Source organism: Rhodococcus sp. NPDC060090 (assembly GCF_042729855.1).
GTDB lineage: Bacteria > Actinomycetota > Actinomycetes > Mycobacteriales > Mycobacteriaceae > Rhodococcus.
The window spans coordinates 75,590-95,276 of record NZ_JBHWXB010000001.1 but is presented as its reverse complement, the minus strand read 5'-3'; the positions used below and the strand labels follow the sequence as shown (position 1 = coordinate 95,276).

Genomic DNA, 19,687 nt, shown 5'->3' with positions numbered 1-19,687 from the left:
TCTGGGGATAACTTCGACGCTATCCCCAGGGGCGAAGAATCGGGACCGACGTTGTGTGCGGTTCTCGAGCGGATTTCGCACACAACGTCGGGTTGGAGCGGAGGCGCCGGGCGGTCCCGTGGGCCGCGCCGCGCGTCGACGTGGACCGCATTAGGGTGGCATCCATGAGCGCCAACGCAGGGTCAGTGTCGAGCATCTACATCGCGGCCCCCGAGGGCGACACCGGGAAATCGGCCGTTGCGCTGGGCGTACTGCAAATGCTGTGCGCCTCCACCGCACGCGTCGGAGTGTTCCGGCCCATCGCCCGCTCCGACAGCGATACGGACTACATCCTCGAACTTCTCCTCGAATACACGACCGTCGACCTCGACTACGCCGATTGCATCGGCGTCACCTACGACGAGGTGCACGCCGACTCCGAATCGGCGCTCAGCGACATCGTCTCCAAGTACCATTCCGTCGCCGATCAGTGCGACGCCGTGGTCATCGTCGGCAGCGACTACACCGAGATCACGAATCCCAGCGAGTTGTCGTTCAACGCGCGGATCGCCGCGAACCTCGACGCACCCGTCCTACTCGTATTGCGCGGCGCAGGGCGTACGCCCGAGGAGATCGCCCAGATCGCAGCGGTGTGCGCGCACGAACTGTCTGCGAACCACGCCCACCTCGGCGGGACCGTCGTCAACCGCTGCGATCCGGATCGTCTCGACGACGTCACCGCGGTGCTCGCCGCCCGCACCGAAACCGTGTGGGCGCTGCCCGAGACCCCGATCCTGATGGCGCCGACGATGGGCGAGCTGCAGACCGCTGTCGGCGGCGAGCTCTACAGCGGTGATCCCGATCTGCTGCAGCGTGAGGTGCTGCGGATCATGGTCGGCGGTATGACGGCCGAGCACATCCTCGAACGCCTCACCGAGGGCGTCGTGGTGATCGTGCCCGCCGACCGGACCGACGTCCTGCTGGCGCTCGTCAATGCAAATGCGGCAGAAGGATTCCCCACGCTCGCGGGCATCATCATGAATGGTGGGTTGCTGCCCCACCCCGCCATTGCGCAACTCGTTGCGGGGCTCAAGCCGAGCCTGCCCATTCTCACCACCGACCTGGGGACCTTCGATACGGCGTCGGCGGCCGACCGCACGCGAGGACGCATGGCACTGTCGGCGCAGCGCAAGATCGAGACCGCGCTCGCCCTGATGGAACAACATGTGGATGCGTCGGAACTACTCGAACGTCTGCGTTTGCCCCGACCTTCGGTGACGACACCGCAGATGTTCGAATACCAGCTCGTCGACCGAGCTCGCGAACAGCGACGTCACATCGTGCTGCCCGAGGGCGACGACGACCGGATCCTGCGCGCTGCGGGGCGAGTCCTGCAGCGCCGCATCGCCGACCTCACCATCCTCGGTGACGAGGTCGCGGTGCGACAGCGGGCGGCGGAGCTCGGCATCGACATCTCGGCGGCGAACATCGATGATCCTCGCACGTCCGCACACATCGACACCTTCGCCGAAGAGTACACGCGACTGCGGGCACACAAGGGCATGACCGTTGATCGGGCACGTGAAATCATGGGCGACATCTCGTATTTCGCCACGATGATGGTGCACCTCGGTATTGCGGACGGCATGGTCTCGGGTGCTGCACACACCACCGCGCACACGATCCGGCCGTCCTTCGAGATCATCAAGACGGAACCGGGTGTGTCGACGGTGTCGAGCATCTTCCTGATGTGTCTGGCAGACCGCGTGCTCGCCTACGGCGACTGCGCAGTGGTGCCCGACCCGACCGCCGACCAGCTCGCCGACATCGCGATCTCGTCGGCGACCACCGCCGCGCGATTCGGCATCGAACCGCGCATCGCGATGCTCTCGTATTCGACCGGCGAATCCGGATCCGGCGCCGACGTCGACAAAGTCCGCACCGCAACGGCTCTCGTGCGGGAACGACGACCGGACCTGCCGGTGGAAGGGCCGATCCAGTACGACGCCGCTATCGAACCATCGGTGGCCAGCACGAAACTTCCCGACTCCGCTGTGGCGGGCAAAGCGACGGTGTTCATCTTCCCCGACCTCAACACCGGCAACAACACCTACAAGGCGGTGCAGCGCAGCGCCGGGGCGGTCGCCGTCGGCCCGGTGCTCCAGGGACTGAACAAGCCCGTCAACGACCTGTCGCGCGGCGCGCTCATCCAGGACATCGTCAACACCGTGGCGATCACCGCGATCCAGACGCAGGGAGACGTGCAGTGAGTACTCCGAGCCCGCTGACGGCCGATACCGTCCTCGTCCTCAACTCCGGCTCGTCGTCGATCAAGTTCCAGCTGATCGACCCGCAGACAGCGGAGGCGCCTGCACACGGACTCATCGAACGGATCGGTGAACCCGACGGGCGCATCATCTTCCACCACACCACGGGCACCGAGGAACACCTCGGCGAGATCCCCGATCATCGATTCGCGCTGCGCAAGGTCCTCGAGATGCTCGAAGGACTCGGCCGCCCTCTCGAAGAGGTCGGTATCGTTGCTGTCGGGCACCGGCTCGTCCACGGCGGCGACCGATTCTACGAGCCGACGCTCATCGACGATGCGGTGGTGCAGGCCGTATCCGACCTGTCGGTGCTCGCACCCCTGCACAACCCGGCGAACGTCATCGGGATGGAGGTGGCCCGCGAAGAGCTGCCCGACGTCCCACACGTGGGAGTGTTCGACACCGCGTTCTTCCACTCGCTCCCGGCCGCCGCAGCTACCTACGCGATCGACAGGGACATAGCTCGGGAGAACGGAGTTCGCCGATACGGATTCCACGGCACCTCACACGAATACGTCTCGAACCGTGCCGCCGACTTCCTGGGTCGCGACTACAGCGAACTGAATCAGGTGGTGCTGCATCTCGGCAACGGTGCGTCGGCGTCGGCGATCGCGGGCGGTCGTCCGCTCGATACGTCGATGGGCCTGACGCCACTCGAGGGCCTCGTGATGGGCACCCGCAGCGGCGACATCGACCCCGGTGTCCTGATGCACCTCAACCGTGCCGCGGGTATGGACGTCGACGAGATCGACCGCGTCCTCAACCGCAGTTCCGGCCTCAAAGGACTGTCGGGCGTCAACGACTTCCGCGCGCTCCTCGAACTGATCGACGACGGAGACACCGACGCGAAACTCGCTTACGACGTGTACGTGCACCGATTGAAGAAGTACATCGGTGCCTACCTCGCGATCCTCGGCGGCATCGACACGATCGTGTTCACCGGCGGGGTGGGGGAGAACAACATCGATGTCCGCCGCGACAGTCTCGCGGGCCTGGACCGGCTCGGCATCGTCGTCGATCCGGAACGCAACGAGGCGTCCGGCGGCGGTGAGCGCCGCATCTCGGCGGACAACTCCCATGTCGAGGTGCTCGTGATCCCCACCAACGAAGAACTCGCCATCGCGCGGGCCGCCGCCGAATTCGCCTAGAGCTCCGCTAGAGAAGGCTGCGGGGCCGGATTGCGTTCGCGAGGTCGACGAGCGTGTAGCGATGCATGCGCACCGGCGCCTGCCTCGCAAGTTGACGCAATGCTGCCTCCGTGCCGCGTCGCAACCCCCGCTCGGTGAACGGCACGTCCAGGAAGCGGGTGTGTTCGTGCCGGCTGCTGTTGCCGGCGCGTACCCATTCGAGCGCGGTGCTCAGTACGAGCGCCTCCATCTGAAGAGCGCGACCCTCATCCGGCGGTAGTGCGGAGACCCGCCGCGCCGCCTCCCTGAGGTCGCTTTCGGTGATCGACTCGATGTCGCCGTCGCGCAACAGGATCAGCGTGCTCGTCATGTTCGCTGCACTGTGATGGCGCGACGTTACCGGTACCTGATCGAGGACATCGACGGCCGAAGCGAGAGCGCCGCGTGCGGTCAGCTGACGCGCCACACCGAATGCGGCACTGACGATGTTGTGGTCGGTGCGCCACACCGTGCGATAGGACTCCTCGCAGAATCGCCGCCACGCCGACGGATCCTCACTCTCCCAATGCTGAAGAATCAGCTCGGAAGTGGCGGCCAGCGCCAGCTTGGGTGCCAGCTCACCCGGCAACGCCTCCAGCACCTTCTCGAATCGTCCGAACCCGACCTCGAACTCCTCCGACAACACCGACGCAAGCCCCGCATACCAGTCGATGCGCCAGTCGGAGCCGATGTCGTTCTCGAGGCGTTGGAGGATCTCGACGGCATGTCCGGCTTCCCCGAGATCGAGATAGGCACGCGTCTCGGCGAGAGTGAGTTCGCGGGAAAACGCCACATCTGCGCTCCCGACGACACGTTCGATCCCGCTCTCGCGGGCGTGCCGCAACGAGTCGAGGGTCTGCTGCGGTTCACTGTGCACCGCGGCAGCGAGCAGGGCCGCGCTCGGATCGTTCGGATCGAGCAGCGGAACCGGAAGCGCAGCAGCCACATCGCGCGCTTCGATCATGGAATCCCGCTCGATTCCATCGACATACACGTCGGTCTGCGCGACCGCCTCGTCGGTCCCGAAAGTAGTGCGCGGAGGACTGAACATGCGGGACAACCCAGGATGCTCGGTGCCGCTCTTCTGCGAAAGGATCTCCCGAAGCACCCCGATCAGCTGGCCCGCGAGCTCGTCGGCCGACGCGAAACGCTGGTTCGGGTCCGGAGCGGTGGCGCGCAGCAACAGTCGGTGAAACGAGTCGTGCTCCGCAAGGATCGGTTCCTCGCCGAGCGCGGGCAGTCCATCGAGGTAACGCCCCTTGTCGGAGGGCATGTCCAGGGTGAGCACCGCGAGAGTGCGCCCGACCGTGTAGATGTCGCTGGCCACCGTCGGCCCGGTCCGCACGATCTCCGGCGCCTGGTAACCAGGTGTGCCGTACAGATACCCGTAGTCCTCGACCGCCGCGACGGCACCGAGATCGATGAGCTTGAGCTGCTCGTCGGTGACCATGACGTTCTCGGGCTTGAGGTCGTTGTAGACCAACCCGATCTCGTGCAGATAGCCGAGCGCGGGCAGCGTCTCGAGGAGATAGCCGATGGCCTGTTCGACGGGCATCCGCTCGTCGGGAAACGTACGGAGCACCTCGCGGAGCGAGTGACCCCCCACGTACTCCATGACGATGTACCCGATCGGAGTGCCGTCCGGCTGCGGGTGCTCGACGAAGTTGTAGATCCGGACGATGCTCGGATGGCTCACCTCGGCGAGAAACTGCTTCTCCGCCACCGCCACCGCCTGCGCTTCCGCGTCGCCGGTGTGCAGAAGTCCCTTGAGGACCACCCACCTGTCACTGACGTTCCGGTCGATCGCGAGGAAGACCCAGCCGAGCCCGCCGTGCGCAATGCATCCCTGCACCTCGTATTGGCCCGCGATCAGCTCGCCCGCCTGCAACACAGGTGTGAACTCGAACCGCGACCCGCACTTCGGGCAGTACCCGGACGTCGGGCCCGGGCCCTTCGGACTGCTGCGCCCGACCGGGGTACCGCACTTCCAGCAGAAACGCTTCCCCTCGGCAACATGAGGATTACGCAATATCGCCGACGCAGGATCGATGGGGGAGGGCACCGGCACATCGACCAGATCCGCGACCCGTCGACGCAGGATCCCGCGGGAGCGGGAACGACGTGTCGAGGATCGTTGTGACGGAGTGCTGGTGTGCGGCGCGGCAGCACCCGAATCGACAGGCAGCGGCGAACGCTGGGTCGCTTGAGCTGAACGCTGGGTCGCTGGAGCTGAACGCTGGGTCGCTGGAGCTGAAGGCTGTGTTTCCTGAGCTGAACGCTGTGTTTCAGGAGCTGAACGCTCGGTCACAGGACCCGAGTCGGGTTCTTCGGGCGGTTCGGTGCCGGACATTGTTACCTCAATCGACGTACGTCGGGGTCGGTGGGGCGGGCGCCGGACCGAGAACCGTGAGGTACCGGTCGTACAACGCGGTCCACGTACCGTCGGTGCGGATCCGGGCGAGAGTGCCGTTGACGGCGCGCACCAGGTCGTCGCTGTCCTGTGCGATACCGATGCCGTACGGCTCGGACCCCAGCGACGGGCCTACCAGCTCGAGATACGGATCCTGCGAGGCGAGCCCGGCGAGGATCGTGTCGTCGGTGGACACCGCATCGACCTGCCGCTGCTGCAGTACGACCAGGCAGTCGGCCCACGACGGCACGGTGAGGATCGACGCCGCCGGTTGCAGCTGCTGCATGCGCGTGAGCGACGTCGTACCCGCCGCGATACACACGCGCCGGCCCGCAAGATCGGCAGCGCTACGAATATCGGAATCCTTGACGACGAGCACCCGCTGCTGCGCCAGGAAATACACCGACGAGAAGTCCACGTGCTCGCGTCGCGCACACGTGATACTCATGGTTTTCGCGACCACGTCGACAGTCGAATCCTGCAGCGCCTTTTCGCGTTCCGCGGAGTTCAGGATCCGGAAGTCCACGGCCTCGGGGTCGCCGAGGATGTCGCGGGCGATCTCCCGGGCGACCTCGACGTCGAACCCCGTGATCCGCCCGGTTGCCGGATCGCGATAGCTCATCAGGTTGCTGCCGGTGTCGAGCCCGACGACCAGCCGACCGCGGGCGCGGATGGCATCGAGCGCGGGACCGGTCTCGCCCCCGGTGGGGCGCAGACTCGCGGTCGGATCGCCGCACTCCTGTGCGGACGGGACCGCGGTCGGGGACGCCGCGACCTGCGCACCCTCGGGCATCGGCATCGCGATGGACGAGACCTCGGTCTCCGAGCTTCGCGGCGGCCCCTCGGTGGCACATCCCGTGGCCATGACCGCGACCGCGCACAGCGCCGCGAGCCCGCCGATGATCCTGCGCCGCGCTGTCACTGGTACTCCCGAAGCCTGGGCCACAATCCGATGATGACGGCGATCAGCGACAGCACCGTCAGCGTCAACGCCATGGGCGCGAGACCGGACAGTGTGCGAGACGCCCGGAACTCGTTGTCGCGAAGTTCTTCGCGGGTCTCCTCGATGCCCTCGCTCAGCGCGGCGTCGAGCCGGGCAAACTGCGCGGTCGCTTCGTCGGGCCCGGGTCCGGTGGCGAGCACGGCGGCAGCGGTGTAATCGCCGCGGTCGAGGGCCGCCACGGTCCGTGCGTGCGAACGCACCCACGCCTGCCGAGCTGCTTCCGCCTGAGACACGGCGTCGGTACCGATCTCCACCGTGCCCCCGTCGGTGTAGTCGTCGAGAAGGTCGCCGAGGCGCGTGATCGTCTCGTCGTAGGCCCCCACATAGATGCCGCCGGCGTCGCGTCGTGCAAGCAGCAGTGTCTCGGCGGTGCGGGACTGCTGCGCGAGGATGCGGCTTTCGGTGAGATCGGAGAGCGGCGCCGCGCCCTGCTCGATGGCACGTTCGGTGGCGCTCGACGACACCAGCCCGGCGACGAGGAGCCAGCACAACAGCACACCCGTTGCGCCGATCGCGAGAATCAGGCCGGGATTGAAGGTACGCCGGGTCTTGCGGCTCACCAGGATGTGGACGGCGCACAACGCTGTCGCGGTGACGAGGAGCAGACCGATCGCACCCCATGGAGGAGCCACTGCGGCACGCTGTGTCGAATTCACCGCCGTCACGCCCTGGGTATGCAGTTCCTGGGCCACCGGCAACATCGACGTCTGCATCAGATTCGATGCTTCCGCCAGGTATGCGGCGCCGACCGGATTGCCGGTGCGATTGTTTGCGCGAGCGGTCTCGATCAGCCCCGTGTACGTGGGAAGCATGCGCGCGATCGCTGCGACATTCTCGGCGCCGAGTTCGTCCTGTGCGGCCAGGCCCGCCGCCGCGACCACGAGTTGCCCGGATGCCTCCGCGACCGCAGCGAGATAGCGGTCGCGCACCTCCGCGGGCTCGATTCCACCCGAGATGAAGCCGGTGACCGCGGCCGCATCGGCTATGGACAATGCGCTGTACAAATTCTGGGCGGCGTTCGCGAGCGGCTCGGTGGTCGCGAGGAGCCGATCGTGGGTGGCTTTCCGGCTACCCGCGACCTGGGCCGACACCACTCCCGACACCACGAGCAGCACGGCGAGCACCAACCCGAGCGAGATCAGCTTCGCCGGTGTCGACCGGAAGAACTCCCGCAGTCCGTCGACGCGATCCGCCGGGTCCTCGGCGTCGTCCGCGGCCCATGCCGAGGATCCGACGGAATCGAGCGGAGGGGTCACGCGCACGTTCACGTTGCACCCCTTCCTGAGAAACTCGATTGTGGCGAGCATATAAGTTGAATGGGCAGTATTGGCATGCGTCCGCATTGTCGGAGTCCATCCGGAGTTCGTGAGCCCCGGAACCCGACACATCATGGGACGTGGTGTCCTCGTGACCGACGAGGGCGAGGAAGGCGGACGCTATGCGTGGTGACGGAGACGGCTGGGCCGTAGGACCCGACGGAGGACGTCGATGGGGTCTGCACGGTGCAGCGGGATTGTTGCTGCGCGCGCCGGGGAACGACGGATCCCCCACGGTGCTGCTCCAGCTCCGCGCGGCGTGGAGCCATCAGGGCGGAACATGGGCGTTGCCCGGCGGTGCCCGCGACAGCCACGAATCCCCCGTCGCCGCGGCGGTACGCGAAGCACACGAGGAAGCCGGAATCGACAGCGACGCGGTCGCGGTGCGCGCCGAGCGGATCACCTCGGGTACCCCAGGCTCCTGGACCTACACGACCGTCGTCGCCGACGCCCCCGCACCACTCGACACCACCATGAACGGGGAGAGCACCGAATTGCGGTGGGTGTCGGAGGCCGAAGTCGAATCGATGCCGCTACACGCGGGATTCGCCGATGCGTGGTCCGCTCTGCGCACCCGGCCTGTGCGGATGCTGCTCGACACCGCGAACGTGCTCGGATCCAGTGGGCCGACCGGCTGGTGGCGCGACCGGCCCGGCGCGACCGGTGCCCTGCTCGCGGACCTCGCGGCCGCGCTCCCTCGCACCATCGAACTTCCGGATGGAACGTTCGGGTGGGTGTCGCGGGTCGAGGCTGTGCTCGAAGGTCAGGCGCGCACCGCGGTCGTCGACGACACCCGCACCCACGTGCACACCGCCGACGGCAGCGGCGACGACGAACTCGCCCGCCTCGCCGCGACCGTGTCTCCCGCTGTGACCACCGCGCTGGATCCGACGGTGACCGTCGTGGTCACCGCCGATCGTGGTCTGCGTGATCGGCTACCGCAGGACACCGTCGCGGTCTCCCCGTCGACTGTGCTGGTCTGGCTGTAGGACGGTCAGGCCGACAGCGCGGCCTTCAGTGCTGCGGCAGCGCCGCGGGGGTCGGCGGCCTTCGTGATCGCCCGCACCACCGCGATGCGCTGCGCGCCCGCCTCGAGCACCTGCGGGAGCCGTTCGAGATCCACGCCGCCGATGGCGAACCACGGCCGCTGCGGATGCGATGCACGAACCTCGCGGATCACCTCGAGCCCCGCTGCGGTGCGCCCCGGCTTCGTCGGGGTGTCCCACACCGGACCGGATGCGAAATAGTCCACGCCCTCCTCGCCGTCGGCGAGAACCGCCTGCGCGCGGCTGGCCGTCGACCGCCCGATGACGATGTCGTCGCCGAGGATCCGCCGCGCCTGCTTCACCGGCAGGTCGCCCTGCCCGAGGTGAAGGATGTCGGCGCCGGACGCGAGCGCGATATCCGCCCTGTCGTTGACCGCGAACAGCGCACCGTGACGTGCGCAGGCATCGGCGATCACCTCGAGCGCGGCGAGCTCCTCACCGGCCTCCAGCCTGCCGAACTTCTTCTCACCCGCGGAATCCTTGTCGCGTAGTTGGACGATGTCGACGCCGCCGACCAAGGCTTCCTCGATGAACCGGGCAAGGTCGCGGGTATCGCGACGGGCGTCGGTGCACAGGTACAACCGTGCGGTCGCGAGGCGCCCCCGGGGATCGGGATGGTTGCCGCGGTAGGTCGTCCGGTAGGTCGTCACGGACAAGACGGTAGCCTCTACTACGAAAGTGACAACACGGGAGTCCCGAGGAACGCGGGGCTGAGAGGGGGCCTGCCGGCCCCGACCGTTATGACCTGAACCGGATCATGCCGGCGCAGGGAGTGAGGTGGATATCGTGTCGACAGTAGCGGTCATCGGCGGTGGAGTGATCGGTCTGGCCGTCGCGTGGCGCGCGGCCCGCGCGGGATGGACGGTCACCGTCCACGATCCCGATCCCGGTTCCGGTGCATCGTGGGTTGCCGGCGGAATGCTCGCACCGTTGTCGGAGGGGTGGCCCGGGGAAGAACACGTCCTCGCGCTCGGCGCGGCGTCGCTGCAGCGCTGGCCCGAATTCGCGCGTGCCCTCGAACAGGAGACCGGTGTCGATGTCTTCACCGCGAGTGCGTCACTGACCGTCGCACTGGACGCCGCGGATGCCACGGACCTGCGCACGATCGCGTCGTGGGTGGGGGAGCAGGGCCACGAGATGCGGATCCTCACGCGAGCCGAGATCCGAGACCTCGAACCGTCGCTCGGCCCGCGGATCAGGCTCGGTCTGCTCGCCCCCACCGAACTGTCCGTCGACAACAGGAAGCTCGTCGAGGCACTGCGTCGCGCTGCCGTCGCTGCGGGCGTCCATTTCGTCCACGCACCCGTCGGTGACCTCGACGAACTGCGCGACGAGCGTGTCGTCCTCGCTGCCGGATCCGCCTCGGCGATGCTGTGGCCCGCTCTTCCCGTCCGGCCGGTCAAAGGTGAGATCCTGCGGTTGCGCACGCGACCCGGCGCGACCCCGCCTCCGCAGCACACCGTGCGCGGCAGCGTCCACGGACGCCCCGCGTATCTGGTGCCGCGCGCCGACGGTCTCGTCGTGGGCGCGACCCAGTACGAAGCAGGCGACACCGAGGTCACGGTCGCGGGAGTGCGCGATCTGATTGCCGACGCCGAAATGCTGTTCCCCGCGATCGGCGAGTACGAACTACACGAGGCGAGTGCGGGCCTGCGCCCGATGAGCCCCGACAACCTGCCGCTGATCGGCAGGTTGTCGGATCGCGTGATCGCCGCGACCGGGCACGGCCGCAACGGAGTCCTGCTCACCGCCATCACCGTCGATGCGGTGCTCGCCGAACTCGCCGACGACCCGCTTCCCGAAGCGACACATGCAGATCCCCGACGATTCGTGAAAGAGAGTGTGCGATGACGAGTCCGATGTCTGTCGGTATCACCGTCAACGGCGAGGAGAAGTACTTCGCCGAGGCGCCGACCACGACGGAGCTCCTGGCGGAGATGGGCCTGCCGGAGAAGGGCATCGCCGTCGCGGTCGACGGTGTGCTGTTCCCGCGTGGCCGCTGGGCCGAGAAGATCGGCAAGGGCGCGCAGATCGAGATCCTCACGGCGGTGCAGGGTGGCTGAGCACGCAACCACGCCGGTGGACCCGGGGCACGACCTACCGCAGTTGACCATCGCGGGACGTTCCTTCTCGTCCCGGTTGATCACCGGTACGGGCGGTGCCGCGAACCTTGCCGTACTGGAGGAGGCGCTGGTCGCGTCGGGCACCGAACTGACCACCGTGGCGATGCGCCGGGTCGACGCGACCTCCGGCACGGGTGTCCTGGACCTGCTGCGCAGGCTCGGAATCGCACCGCTACCGAACACCGCGGGATGCCGTGGCGCGAAGGAGGCCGTACTCACCGCGCAACTGGGTCGGGAAGCTCTCGGCACGGACTGGGTCAAGCTCGAGGTCATCGCCGACGAACGCACCCTGCTGCCTGACGCCATCGAATTAGTTTCTGCTGCAGAGCAACTCGTCGACGACGGTTTCAACGTCCTGCCGTATACCAACGACGATCCGGTGCTCGCGCGGCGACTCGAAGACGTCGGGTGTGTCGCGGTGATGCCGCTCGGGTCGCCGATCGGGACGGGGCTGGGCATCGCCAATCCGCACCACATCGAGATGATCGTCGAATCCGCGGGGGTTCCCGTGATACTCGATGCCGGTATCGGTACCGCCTCGGACGCCGCGCTCGCCATGGAACTGGGCTGCGACGCGGTGCTCCTCGCCACCGCCGTCACGCGCGCCAAGGACCCGGCGCTGATGGCCTCGGCCATGCGGCACGCCGTCGAAGCGGGGTTCCGGGCTCGGCATGCCGGACGCATCCCCAAGCGCTTCTGGGCCCAGGCATCGTCACCTATGGAGCCCTGACGCCCCGGTCACGGCGGTGATGCTGCACATCGGCCGGTTTTCCGGCAGGCTGTCAACCATGATCGAAGTGACCGGACTGACCAAGACCTTCGGTTCAACCACTGCCGTCGACAATGTGACGTTCACTGTCCCACCGGGCATCGTCACCGGGTTCCTCGGCCCCAACGGGGCGGGCAAGTCGACGACGATGCGCATGATCCTGGGGTTGGACCGGCCTACATCGGGTACCGCGCTCATCGAAGGTAAGCGCTATCGGGACCTCTCCCGTCCGCTGCAGACCGTCGGTTCGCTGCTCGACGCGAAGTGGGTGCACCCCAACCGATCGGCGCGCGCGCACCTGCGATGGTTGGCCGCCTCCAACGGCTTGCCCGACACCCGCGTCGACGAAGTGTTGCGCCAGGTCGGGTTGGCCGAGGTCGCAGGCAAACGTGCCGGCGGTTTCTCGCTCGGCATGTCGCAGCGTCTCGGCCTGGCGGGAGCGTTGCTCGGCGACCCGAAAGTGCTGTTGTTCGACGAACCCGTCAACGGCCTCGATCCAGAGGGCATCGTGTGGATCCGCCGATTCATGCAGGCCCTGGCCGCCGAAGGCCGCACAGTGCTCGTGTCGAGTCACCTGTTGTCGGAGATGGCCCAGACCGCCGATCACCTCATCGTGATCGGGCGAGGCAAGCTCATCGCCGACACTTCGGTCGAGGACTTCGTCGATCGAGCGTCGGAATCCCTCGTGGTCGTCCGCAGCCCGCAACTCGACGACCTGCGCATCGCACTCACCGAACGAGGACACACCGTGGTCGACCAGGACGGGGCACTGCACGTGTCGGGCGCCGGTGCCGCAGAGATCGGCGAGCTCGCCGCGGCACGCTCGATCGTTCTGCACGAGCTGGCGAGCCGCCAGGCGTCCCTCGAGGATGCGTTCATGAAACTGACCGGAGGCGACGTGGAGTTCCACGGCACCGGTTTCGACGACGTGATGAAGGGCAGCCTGTGATGGCATCACCAGCAGTGGACACCTTGCGCGCGGAACGCATCAAACTGACCTCGGTGCAGTCTCCGTTCTGGTGCCTGGCGATCATCGTCGCTCTGGGTATCGGCTTCGCTGCGATGATGGGCGCCGTCGCGCGCAGCTCGATGTCGCTCGACGACGAGACCGCTCGGTTCTACTTGACCCCCGATATCGCCACCACCGGCGTCACGGGATTCGGCATCATGGTTCTGATGATCCTCGCGGCATTGTCGGTGACGAGTGAATACCGCTTCGGAGTCATCCGCACCACCTTCACCGCGTCCCCCAACCGTTCTCTCGTACTGATCGTGAAGTCGGTGTTGATCGGTGTGATCGGCGCAGTCGTCACCGGCGCTGTGGGCATGATCGCCGTGTATGTCGCGAAGGCGCTCGCGGGTTCGGAGGCCGGACGCGATCTCGTGCTCGAAGGCGACGCGTGGAAGGCGATCTACGGCATCCCGATCTATGCGTTCCTGTCGGTGTTCCTCGCCGTGGGCGTAGGAACGTTGCTGCGCCAATCGGCAGGCACGATTGCATTGCTGCTGTTGTGGCCCCTGCTCATCGAGCCGCTGTTCTCCTTGTTCGGCCGGGTGGGTCGCGAAATCCAGCCCTTCCTGCCGTTCGCGAACATCAACAACTTCCTCGGTATCGAGCAAGGCGTCGATTTCCATTGGGGTCCGTGGGGCTCTCTGTTGTATTTCGCGGCGTTCACGGCGGTCGTGTTCGGGGCGTCTCTGGTGGTCGTAGGTAATCGCGACGCCTGACCGTGGCAGGCCAGTACGCTCGGACGATGATGCGCGCGGTGATCGGCCGGCCGGCGGCCCTGTTCGTGGTAGCAGCAGCGGTGATCGCGGGCTGCTCGGATAGCACGGACACCGTCCCCCCGCCTGTCGATCCCGCCGCGCTGGCCGACAGCGTGCAGATCGACTCCGTGATGGGCCACCTCACCGAACTCGAACGCATCGCCACCGAGCACGACGGCAACCGCGCGCTCGGCACCGACGGTTTCGACGCGAGCGTCGAGTACGTGGCCGGCGCGCTGCGCGACGCCGGATTCGAGGTGCAGACACCCGAATTCGACGCCACACTCTTCCAGGTCGACGCGCAGAGCCTCGAGGCCGATGGGCAGCCGCTGGGTGTGCGGGCGATGGGTCTCTCGCCCACGACCGGACCAGACGGGCTGACCGCGCCCATCGTCCGGGTACCCGCCGACGACACCCCGGGATGTGACGCCACCGACTACGACGGGCTCGACGTCGCAGGTTCGATCGTGCTGGTCGACCGCGGCGTCTGCACTTTCACGGTCAAGGAACAGATCGCCGCCGACGAAGGGGCGGCGGCTCTGCTCGTCGTCAACAACGAAGACGGGCCGCTCGCCGGTGCTGCGCTCGACGAAGCCGAGGAGCCGACGATTCCGGTCGGTGGCATCGCCGCGGATACCGGTCGGCGGCTCGCCGCGGTGCCTTCTGCGACCCTCGTGCTCGACACTCGGACGGACACGCAGCGCTCGCATAACGTCATCGCGCAGACCGCTACGGGCTCGCCGGACGACGTCGTCGTGGTCGGTGCACACCTCGACAGCGTTATCGAGGGGCCGGGAATCAACGACAACGGCACCGGTGTCGCCGCGGTACTCGAGACCGCCCTGCAACTCGGCAGCGAACCCGGCGTCACCAATGCCGTGCGGTTCGCGTTCTGGGGGGCCGAGGAGGTCGGGCTCGTGGGTTCGAGCCGGTACGTCGAATCGTTGTCCGCTGACGAGCGCAATGCGATCGCCCTGTATCTGAACTTCGACATGCTCGGTTCCCCGAATCCCGGATACCTTGTCTTCGACGGTGACGACTCCGACGCAGACGGCGCAGGCCCGGGACCCGAGGGTTCTGCGGGAATCGAGCGCACCTTCGAGCGGTTCTTCGCCGACCGGGGCATCGATGTGGACGGCACGGACTTCGACGGTCGTTCCGACTACGGCCCGTTCGTCGCCTTCGGGATTCCCGCCGGTGGTTCGTTCACCGGAGCCGACGATGCAAAATCTCCCGAGCAGGCCGACAAGTGGGGAGGCACTGTGGACGAGGCGTTCGATCCGAACTACCACTCGCCGGAGGACACGCTCGACAACATCGATCGCGACGCACTTTCGGTGGCGGCAGCGTCCGTCGCCTACGGCACGGCCGTCTACGCAGTCTCGCTCGACGGCCCGGACGGAGTCCCGAGCGGTGAGCAGCGCACGCAGGCGCGCGAGGCGTTCACCGAATAGCGGATCACCGAACGGCAGGCGTCACGGCTGTTCGTGAAGCCGCCACAGCGGGTTGACCGGTCCGTGCCCCTTGCCGAGGTCGTACGACCATTCGAGGCACTTGGTGACCCATTCTTTCGCAAACGCCACCGCATCCGGCACCGACATGCCGTGGGCGAGCGCCGACGCGATCGCTGCGGCGAGCGTGTCGCCGCCGCCGTGATCGTTGCCTGTGGCGAGGCGAGGGCTGGAGAACTCGAGGAAGCGGTCGCCGTCGAACAACAGGTCGGTGCTCGACTCCGAAGTGCGCAGATGACCTCCCTTGACGATCGACCACTGTGCACCGAGGCCGTGCAGCGCTTCGGCGGCCAGTCTGGCAGTGCGGTCGTCGATCACCTCGATGCCGGTGATGAGCCGGATCTCGTCGAGATTGGGAGTGACGACGGTCGCAAGTGGGATCAGTGCCGAGCGGACAGCTTCGAGTGCGCTCGCATGCAGGAGGGGATCGCCGTGCATCGACGCGCACACGGGGTCGACGACGAGCGGGACGTCCGTGTCGCGGCCGATCCCGACCTCCGCGCACACCGCCGCCACCGCTTCGATGATCTCGGTCGACGCGAGCATGCCCGTCTTGGCCGCGGACACTCCGATGTCCTCGACGACGCACCGCACCTGCGCCGCCACCGTTTCCGGCGGGATCTCGTGGAAGCCGCTCACGCCGACCGAGTTCTGCACGGTCACCGCGGCCACGGCGACACATGCGTGGACTCCACACAGTGCCATCGTGCGCGAGTCGGCCTGGATGCCCGCGCCTCCGCCGGAGTCCGTGCCGGCGATGGTGAGCACACGAATTGGGGTGTGGCCTTGCTCGGCCAGGGGAAGCAGCTGCACGGAGGTGACCCTACCGGTCGCGAATCGAGCCGCGATCGGTGTCAGCACTCTGCTACCGGGAGTGCCATCCCAGCGCAGCGCGCGGGTGCTCTATAGTGGCGTGCGTCACACAATGAATGAGGTCCGGGGAGGCGTTCATGATCAACTTGTCGACGGCGGAGGTGTCCGACAATGCCGATCAGAACCGATTCGAGCTGCGGCTCAACGGCGACCTCGTGGGCATTCTCGGTTATTTCGACACCGAGCATCCGGCGGGCGTTCCCGGCAGGGGACGCCCGGTTGTCGATTTCCTGCACACCGTGATCGTCGAAGACTTCGGGCATCGCGGTCTCGCGGGCATCCTCGTCGGCGGTTCGCTCGACATCGCGCGGAGGCGGGGTTGGCGAGTGCGCCCGGTGTGCACGTACGTGCAGCGGTATCTCACGTCGAATCCCGGCTATCGCGATGTGATCGTGCCGATCGAACCTGCGCGGCGGGCCTGACCGGGCAGAGGTGAGCGCTGCTGCGGCCGCGGACCGGCGCCGCAGCCAGGCTTATTCGGCGAGGTCGACGATCACCGGTGCGTGATCGCTCGCGCCCTTGCCCTTGCGCTCGTCGCGGTCGATCGACGCAGACGTGACCTTCGCCGCGAGAGCGGGCGACCCGAGCGCGAAGTCGATGCGCATGCCCTGCTTCTTCGGGAAACGCAGCTGTGTGTAATCCCAATACGTGTAGACGCCGGGCCCGGGTGTATGCGGCCGCACGACATCGACGAACCCGGCCTCGGTGAACGCCGCGAATGCGTCGCGCTCGGGCTGCGAGGTGTGGGTCTTGCCTTCGAAGAAGGCCGGATCCCACACGTCCTCGTCGGTGGGTGCGACGTTCCAGTCGCCGACGAGGGCGACCGGCAGATCGGGGGTGCCGGAGAGCCAGCCCTGAGCATCGGCGCGCAGTTTGGCGAGCCAATCGAGCTTGTAGGTGTAGTGGGGATCGGCGAGGTCTCGGCCGTTGGGCACGTACAGGCTCCACACCCGGATACCGCCACACGTAGCGCCGATCGCGCGCGCCTCACGGACGGGGGAGATCTCGGGGTCCTTCGAGAATCCGGGCTGATCCTCGAAGCCGATCTGCACATCGTCGAGCCCCACACGCGAAAGGATCGCGACGCCGTTCCACTGACTCAGACCGACATGCGCCACCTGGTAGCCCAACTCCTCGAAGCGGGCATACGGAAACTGCTCGTCCTTGCACTTGGTTTCCTGCATCGCGAGCACGTCGGTGTCGGTTCGCTGCAGCCAATCGACGATTCGATCGGTACGGGCACGGACGGAGTTCACATTCCAGGTAGCGAGGCGCACGGCCCCCACTGTAGGCGACCTAACCGACAGGTTCCGTGACGTACCCGTAGCGATGGTGATCGACGAAACCCAACCCCGCATACAGCTCACGGGAGGCGATGTTTCCGGTCTCGATCTGGACGTAGGCGTGGGTGGCGCCGAGTTCGCGGCCCCACCCCAGGAGCGATCCGCTCAGCAACGTGCCCACACCCTGCCTGCGATGTTCCGCAGAGACCTCGACCGCGCTGAGGCCGGCCCAACGCCGGCCGTCGGGTGCATCGGTGACGGCTACCCGACCGATCGCGATCGGTGCCGTCCCGCGCGCACCGATACGACCGAAACCGAGCGTGCCCGCGGCGACCGCGCCGAGGACAGCACCGGCGACATCGGGAAAGTTACCGCCGCGGTAGAGCGCGAGCCAGTCGGCGTCGGGCTCCGGAGATATGGCCACCGGCCCGGGGCCGGGAGGTAGCGGAACATTGTCGAGATCGGCGGCCATCACCTGGACCTGTTTGCCGGGAACCCCACCCGCCGGGATCGGGGCGAGTCGTTCCGGAAGCAGCAACAGCAGGGGCAGCCCCCGGTCGGCGAACCACCCGTGCAACCGCGCCCGCACCTCGGGATCGGCTGGGTCCGCGACGGTGCCGCGCGGTCCGAGAGGTGTCGCGGAATTGGCCCGGCCGGTGAAACCGCCACCGGCGCGCAGGAACCATCCGTCGATCCAGGCCTGTTCGAGGCCGGGCCAGCCGGCGGCCGCGGCATGTTCGAGCGAGCGGATCTCGGCGGTGCGGATCGGGCGTGCGGACAACGCCTTGAGCGCCACGACGGTGTTCGGAGCGATCTGGACGAGCTTCTTCTCCGCGGTGCGCACGGCGACCGCCGGCTCCATCGACACCAGTTCGCCGATGACATCGGTCACACGATGGCTGTACCCGGCGGGTAAGCGATACCGGACGACGACCCGCGTGCCGAGCGGGATCGCCGTGCCCGGTGCACCGGCAGGACCGTCAGTCGTCATCTTCGTCATCGTCGTGCCCGAAGGGGTCGTCGACGCTCCCGGGCAGCCACGTCAGGCCGGGCACACCCCAACCGGCGCGCTTGATCGTCTTCTTGGCGGCGCGGGCATTGCGTCCGATCAGGACATCGACATACAGGAACCCGTCGAGGTGACCGACCTCGTGCTGCAGCATCCGGGCGAAGAATCCCTGCCCCTCGATCTCGACGGGGTCGCCGTTCTCGTCGGTGCCGGTGACCTTGGCCCAATCGGCACGTCCCGTAGGGAAGTTCTCGCCAGGAACCGACAGACATCCCTCGAGGTCGTCCTCCGGGTCGGGCATGCTCTCCGGGATGTCGGACGTCTCGAGCACCGGGTTGATCACCGCACCGCGTCGGCGGATCACATTGCCGGACTCGTCACGATCGGGGCAGTCGTAGACGAACAGGCGCTTGGCGTACCCGACCTGGTTCGCCGCGAGGCCGACGCCGTTCGCGGCATCCATCGTCTCGTACATGTCGGCGATCAATTGCGCGAGTTCCGCGGGGGTTTCGGTCACCGGTTCGGTGGGATTGTGCAGAACGGGGTCGCCGGTGATGACGATGGGAAGGATGGCCATGGTGAACCAGGATAATGTGCGTGACTCTTCCGTTCGTCGGACCGGTATGTGTCGGCCCCCCGTGATTGAATAACTCGCGGAAACACACAGGTGTCATCGTCATTGTGATTGTCATTGCGGTGTGAGTCATTGCGGTGTGATTCGAAGCAGTCGAGGAGTGAGATGGACGGCGCAGCAGCGCACGGTACGAACCCATCCGAAGTGGAAGAGTCGCGTCCGGACGGCGGTGGCAGCCCTTTCGAGACAGACGGCCCGAACGATATCGGCGAGCACGGCCTGAGTCGCCGCGAGCACGACGTCCTGGCGTTCGAGCGGCAGTGGTGGAAGTACGCCGGCGCGAAGGAAGAAGCGATCAAGGAGTTGTTCGGACTGTCCGCAACTCGCTACTACCAGGTGCTCAACGCTCTGATCGACCGTCCGGAAGCGCTCGCCACCGACCCGATGCTCGTCAAGCGGCTTCGTCGATTGCGCTCCAGTCGGCAGAAAGCGCGCGCCGCTCGTCGCCTCGGATTCGAGACGACACGCTAG

General features: G+C 67.0%; 19 protein-coding genes and 1 riboswitch. Of the genes, 11 read left to right on the top strand and 8 right to left on the bottom strand.

Translation table 11 applies throughout. The annotated features are described in order from the left end of the window. The first annotated feature begins 164 nt into the window (after positions 1-164). Together pta and ACFWCF_RS00430 are read left to right on the top strand one after the other, a co-directional pair. A complete protein-coding gene (gene pta, locus ACFWCF_RS00435) occupies positions 165-2,249 on the top strand; it encodes a phosphate acetyltransferase (RefSeq protein WP_378555851.1) in 2,085 nt (694 codons plus the stop codon). Positions 2,250-2,263: 14 nt separating this feature from the next. After that, positions 2,264-3,454 carry an acetate kinase gene (locus ACFWCF_RS00430; protein ID WP_378556637.1) on the top strand — a complete coding sequence of 397 codons (1,191 nt, stop codon included), beginning with the start codon at positions 2,264-2,266 and terminating at the stop codon, positions 3,452-3,454. A 7-nt stretch (positions 3,455-3,461) separates the two neighbouring features. On the opposite strand, the gene ACFWCF_RS00425 is transcribed toward ACFWCF_RS00430, so the two are convergent. Genes ACFWCF_RS00425 through ACFWCF_RS00415 form a run of 3 tightly spaced genes read right to left on the bottom strand, consistent with a single transcriptional unit; the run spans position 3,462 to position 8,153 of the window. Then, positions 3,462-5,822, bottom strand: coding sequence for a tetratricopeptide repeat protein (locus ACFWCF_RS00425; RefSeq protein WP_378555849.1), 2,361 nt, complete (start codon positions 5,820-5,822; stop codon positions 3,462-3,464). Positions 5,823-5,829: 7 nt separating this feature from the next. After that, positions 5,830-6,747, bottom strand: coding sequence for a glutamate ABC transporter substrate-binding protein (locus tag ACFWCF_RS00420; protein ID WP_378556635.1), 918 nt, complete (start codon positions 6,745-6,747; stop codon positions 5,830-5,832). 53 nt (positions 6,748-6,800) lie between these two features. Then, positions 6,801-8,153: a hypothetical protein gene (locus ACFWCF_RS00415; protein WP_378555847.1), complete on the bottom strand. Its 1,353-nt coding sequence runs from the start codon at positions 8,151-8,153 to the stop codon at positions 6,801-6,803. Positions 8,154-8,323: 170 nt separating this feature from the next. Here ACFWCF_RS00415 and ACFWCF_RS00410 point away from each other — a divergent pair, with 170 nt between their 5' ends. Next, positions 8,324-9,190 carry an NUDIX domain-containing protein gene (locus tag ACFWCF_RS00410; protein WP_378555845.1) on the top strand — a complete coding sequence of 289 codons (867 nt, stop codon included), beginning with the start codon at positions 8,324-8,326 and terminating at the stop codon, positions 9,188-9,190. 5 nt (positions 9,191-9,195) lie between these two features. Here the strand turns inward: ACFWCF_RS00410 and thiE are convergent, their stop codons facing one another. Beyond that, positions 9,196-9,897: a thiamine phosphate synthase gene (gene thiE, locus ACFWCF_RS00405; protein ID WP_378555843.1), complete on the bottom strand. Its 702-nt coding sequence runs from the start codon at positions 9,895-9,897 to the stop codon at positions 9,196-9,198. A 26-nt stretch (positions 9,898-9,923) separates the two neighbouring features. After that, positions 9,924-10,038, top strand: a riboswitch (TPP riboswitch). On the opposite strand from thiE, the gene thiO reads away from it, so the two are divergent. The 6 genes from thiO to ACFWCF_RS00375 all read left to right on the top strand — a co-directional run bounded on the left by thiO (position 10,034) and on the right by ACFWCF_RS00375 (position 15,360). After that, a complete protein-coding gene (thiO, locus tag ACFWCF_RS00400) occupies positions 10,034-11,098 on the top strand; it encodes a glycine oxidase ThiO (RefSeq protein ID WP_378555841.1) in 1,065 nt (354 codons plus the stop codon). It overlaps the preceding riboswitch by 5 nt. After that, a complete protein-coding gene (gene thiS / locus ACFWCF_RS00395; protein ID WP_378555839.1) occupies positions 11,095-11,310 on the top strand; it encodes a sulfur carrier protein ThiS in 216 nt (71 codons plus the stop codon). The genes thiO and thiS overlap by 4 nt, the downstream gene beginning before the upstream one ends. Beyond that, positions 11,303-12,100, top strand: coding sequence for a thiazole synthase (locus ACFWCF_RS00390; RefSeq protein WP_378491185.1), 798 nt, complete (start codon positions 11,303-11,305; stop codon positions 12,098-12,100). The genes thiS and ACFWCF_RS00390 overlap by 8 nt, the downstream gene beginning before the upstream one ends. 58 nt (positions 12,101-12,158) lie before the next feature. Then, positions 12,159-13,088, top strand: coding sequence for an ABC transporter ATP-binding protein (locus ACFWCF_RS00385; RefSeq protein WP_378555837.1), 930 nt, complete (start codon positions 12,159-12,161; stop codon positions 13,086-13,088). Beyond that, on the top strand, positions 13,088-13,867 hold the full coding sequence (locus ACFWCF_RS00380; RefSeq protein WP_378555835.1) for an ABC transporter permease: 780 nt from the start codon (positions 13,088-13,090) through the stop codon (positions 13,865-13,867). The genes ACFWCF_RS00385 and ACFWCF_RS00380 overlap by 1 nt, the downstream gene beginning before the upstream one ends. 26 nt (positions 13,868-13,893) lie before the next feature. Beyond that, on the top strand, positions 13,894-15,360 hold the full coding sequence (locus ACFWCF_RS00375; RefSeq protein ID WP_378555833.1) for a M28 family peptidase: 1,467 nt from the start codon (positions 13,894-13,896) through the stop codon (positions 15,358-15,360). Between the two features lie 21 nt (positions 15,361-15,381). Here the strand turns inward: ACFWCF_RS00375 and thiD are convergent, their stop codons facing one another. After that, complete coding sequence (thiD, locus tag ACFWCF_RS00370; RefSeq protein WP_378555830.1) at positions 15,382-16,230, bottom strand: bifunctional hydroxymethylpyrimidine kinase/phosphomethylpyrimidine kinase; 849 nt, start codon at positions 16,228-16,230, stop codon at positions 15,382-15,384. A 137-nt stretch (positions 16,231-16,367) separates the two neighbouring features. Here thiD and ACFWCF_RS00365 point away from each other — a divergent pair, with 137 nt between their 5' ends. Then, positions 16,368-16,712 (top strand): GNAT family N-acetyltransferase, encoded by a 345-nt coding sequence (locus ACFWCF_RS00365; RefSeq protein WP_378555828.1) that lies wholly within the window; start codon positions 16,368-16,370, stop codon positions 16,710-16,712. A 51-nt stretch (positions 16,713-16,763) separates the two neighbouring features. On the opposite strand, the gene ACFWCF_RS00360 is transcribed toward ACFWCF_RS00365, so the two are convergent. The 3 genes from ACFWCF_RS00360 to ACFWCF_RS00350 are packed head-to-tail and all read right to left on the bottom strand — an operon-like array spanning position 16,764 to position 19,159. Then, the gene (locus tag ACFWCF_RS00360) at positions 16,764-17,567 is read right to left on the bottom strand and encodes an exodeoxyribonuclease III (RefSeq protein ID WP_378555826.1); all 804 of its coding nucleotides are present in this window, start codon (positions 17,565-17,567) and stop codon (positions 16,764-16,766) included. Between the two features lie 19 nt (positions 17,568-17,586). After that, a complete protein-coding gene (locus ACFWCF_RS00355) occupies positions 17,587-18,564 on the bottom strand; it encodes a GNAT family N-acetyltransferase (protein ID WP_378555824.1) in 978 nt (325 codons plus the stop codon). Next, a complete protein-coding gene (locus tag ACFWCF_RS00350; RefSeq protein ID WP_378555822.1) occupies positions 18,554-19,159 on the bottom strand; it encodes a peptide deformylase in 606 nt (201 codons plus the stop codon). Before ACFWCF_RS00350 ends, ACFWCF_RS00355 begins: the two co-directional genes overlap by 11 nt. A 162-nt stretch (positions 19,160-19,321) precedes the next feature. Between ACFWCF_RS00350 and ACFWCF_RS00345 the strand changes: the two genes are divergently transcribed. Beyond that, positions 19,322-19,687 (top strand): DUF3263 domain-containing protein, encoded by a 366-nt coding sequence (locus ACFWCF_RS00345; RefSeq protein WP_378555820.1) that lies wholly within the window; start codon positions 19,322-19,324, stop codon positions 19,685-19,687.

Coding starts and splice junctions, on each gene's coding strand:
- thiS (WP_378555839.1), top strand. CDS start 11,095: ATGACGAGTCCGATGTCTGTCGGTATCACCGTCAACGGCGAGGAGAAG.
- ACFWCF_RS00380 (WP_378555835.1), top strand. CDS start 13,088: ATGGCATCACCAGCAGTGGACACCTTGCGCGCGGAACGCATCAAACTG.
- ACFWCF_RS00425 (WP_378555849.1), bottom strand. CDS start 5,822: ATGTCCGGCACCGAACCGCCCGAAGAACCCGACTCGGGTCCTGTGACC.
- ACFWCF_RS00375 (WP_378555833.1), top strand. CDS start 13,894: ATGATGCGCGCGGTGATCGGCCGGCCGGCGGCCCTGTTCGTGGTAGCA.
- ACFWCF_RS00420 (WP_378556635.1), bottom strand. CDS start 6,747: ATGGCCACGGGATGTGCCACCGAGGGGCCGCCGCGAAGCTCGGAGACC.
- ACFWCF_RS00350 (WP_378555822.1), bottom strand. CDS start 19,159: ATGGCCATCCTTCCCATCGTCATCACCGGCGACCCCGTTCTGCACAAT.
- ACFWCF_RS00410 (WP_378555845.1), top strand. CDS start 8,324: ATGCGTGGTGACGGAGACGGCTGGGCCGTAGGACCCGACGGAGGACGT.
- ACFWCF_RS00365 (WP_378555828.1), top strand. CDS start 16,368: ATGATCAACTTGTCGACGGCGGAGGTGTCCGACAATGCCGATCAGAAC.
- pta (WP_378555851.1), top strand. CDS start 165: ATGAGCGCCAACGCAGGGTCAGTGTCGAGCATCTACATCGCGGCCCCC.
- ACFWCF_RS00385 (WP_378555837.1), top strand. CDS start 12,159: ATGATCGAAGTGACCGGACTGACCAAGACCTTCGGTTCAACCACTGCC.
- ACFWCF_RS00355 (WP_378555824.1), bottom strand. CDS start 18,564: ATGACGACTGACGGTCCTGCCGGTGCACCGGGCACGGCGATCCCGCTC.
- ACFWCF_RS00345 (WP_378555820.1), top strand. CDS start 19,322: ATGGACGGCGCAGCAGCGCACGGTACGAACCCATCCGAAGTGGAAGAG.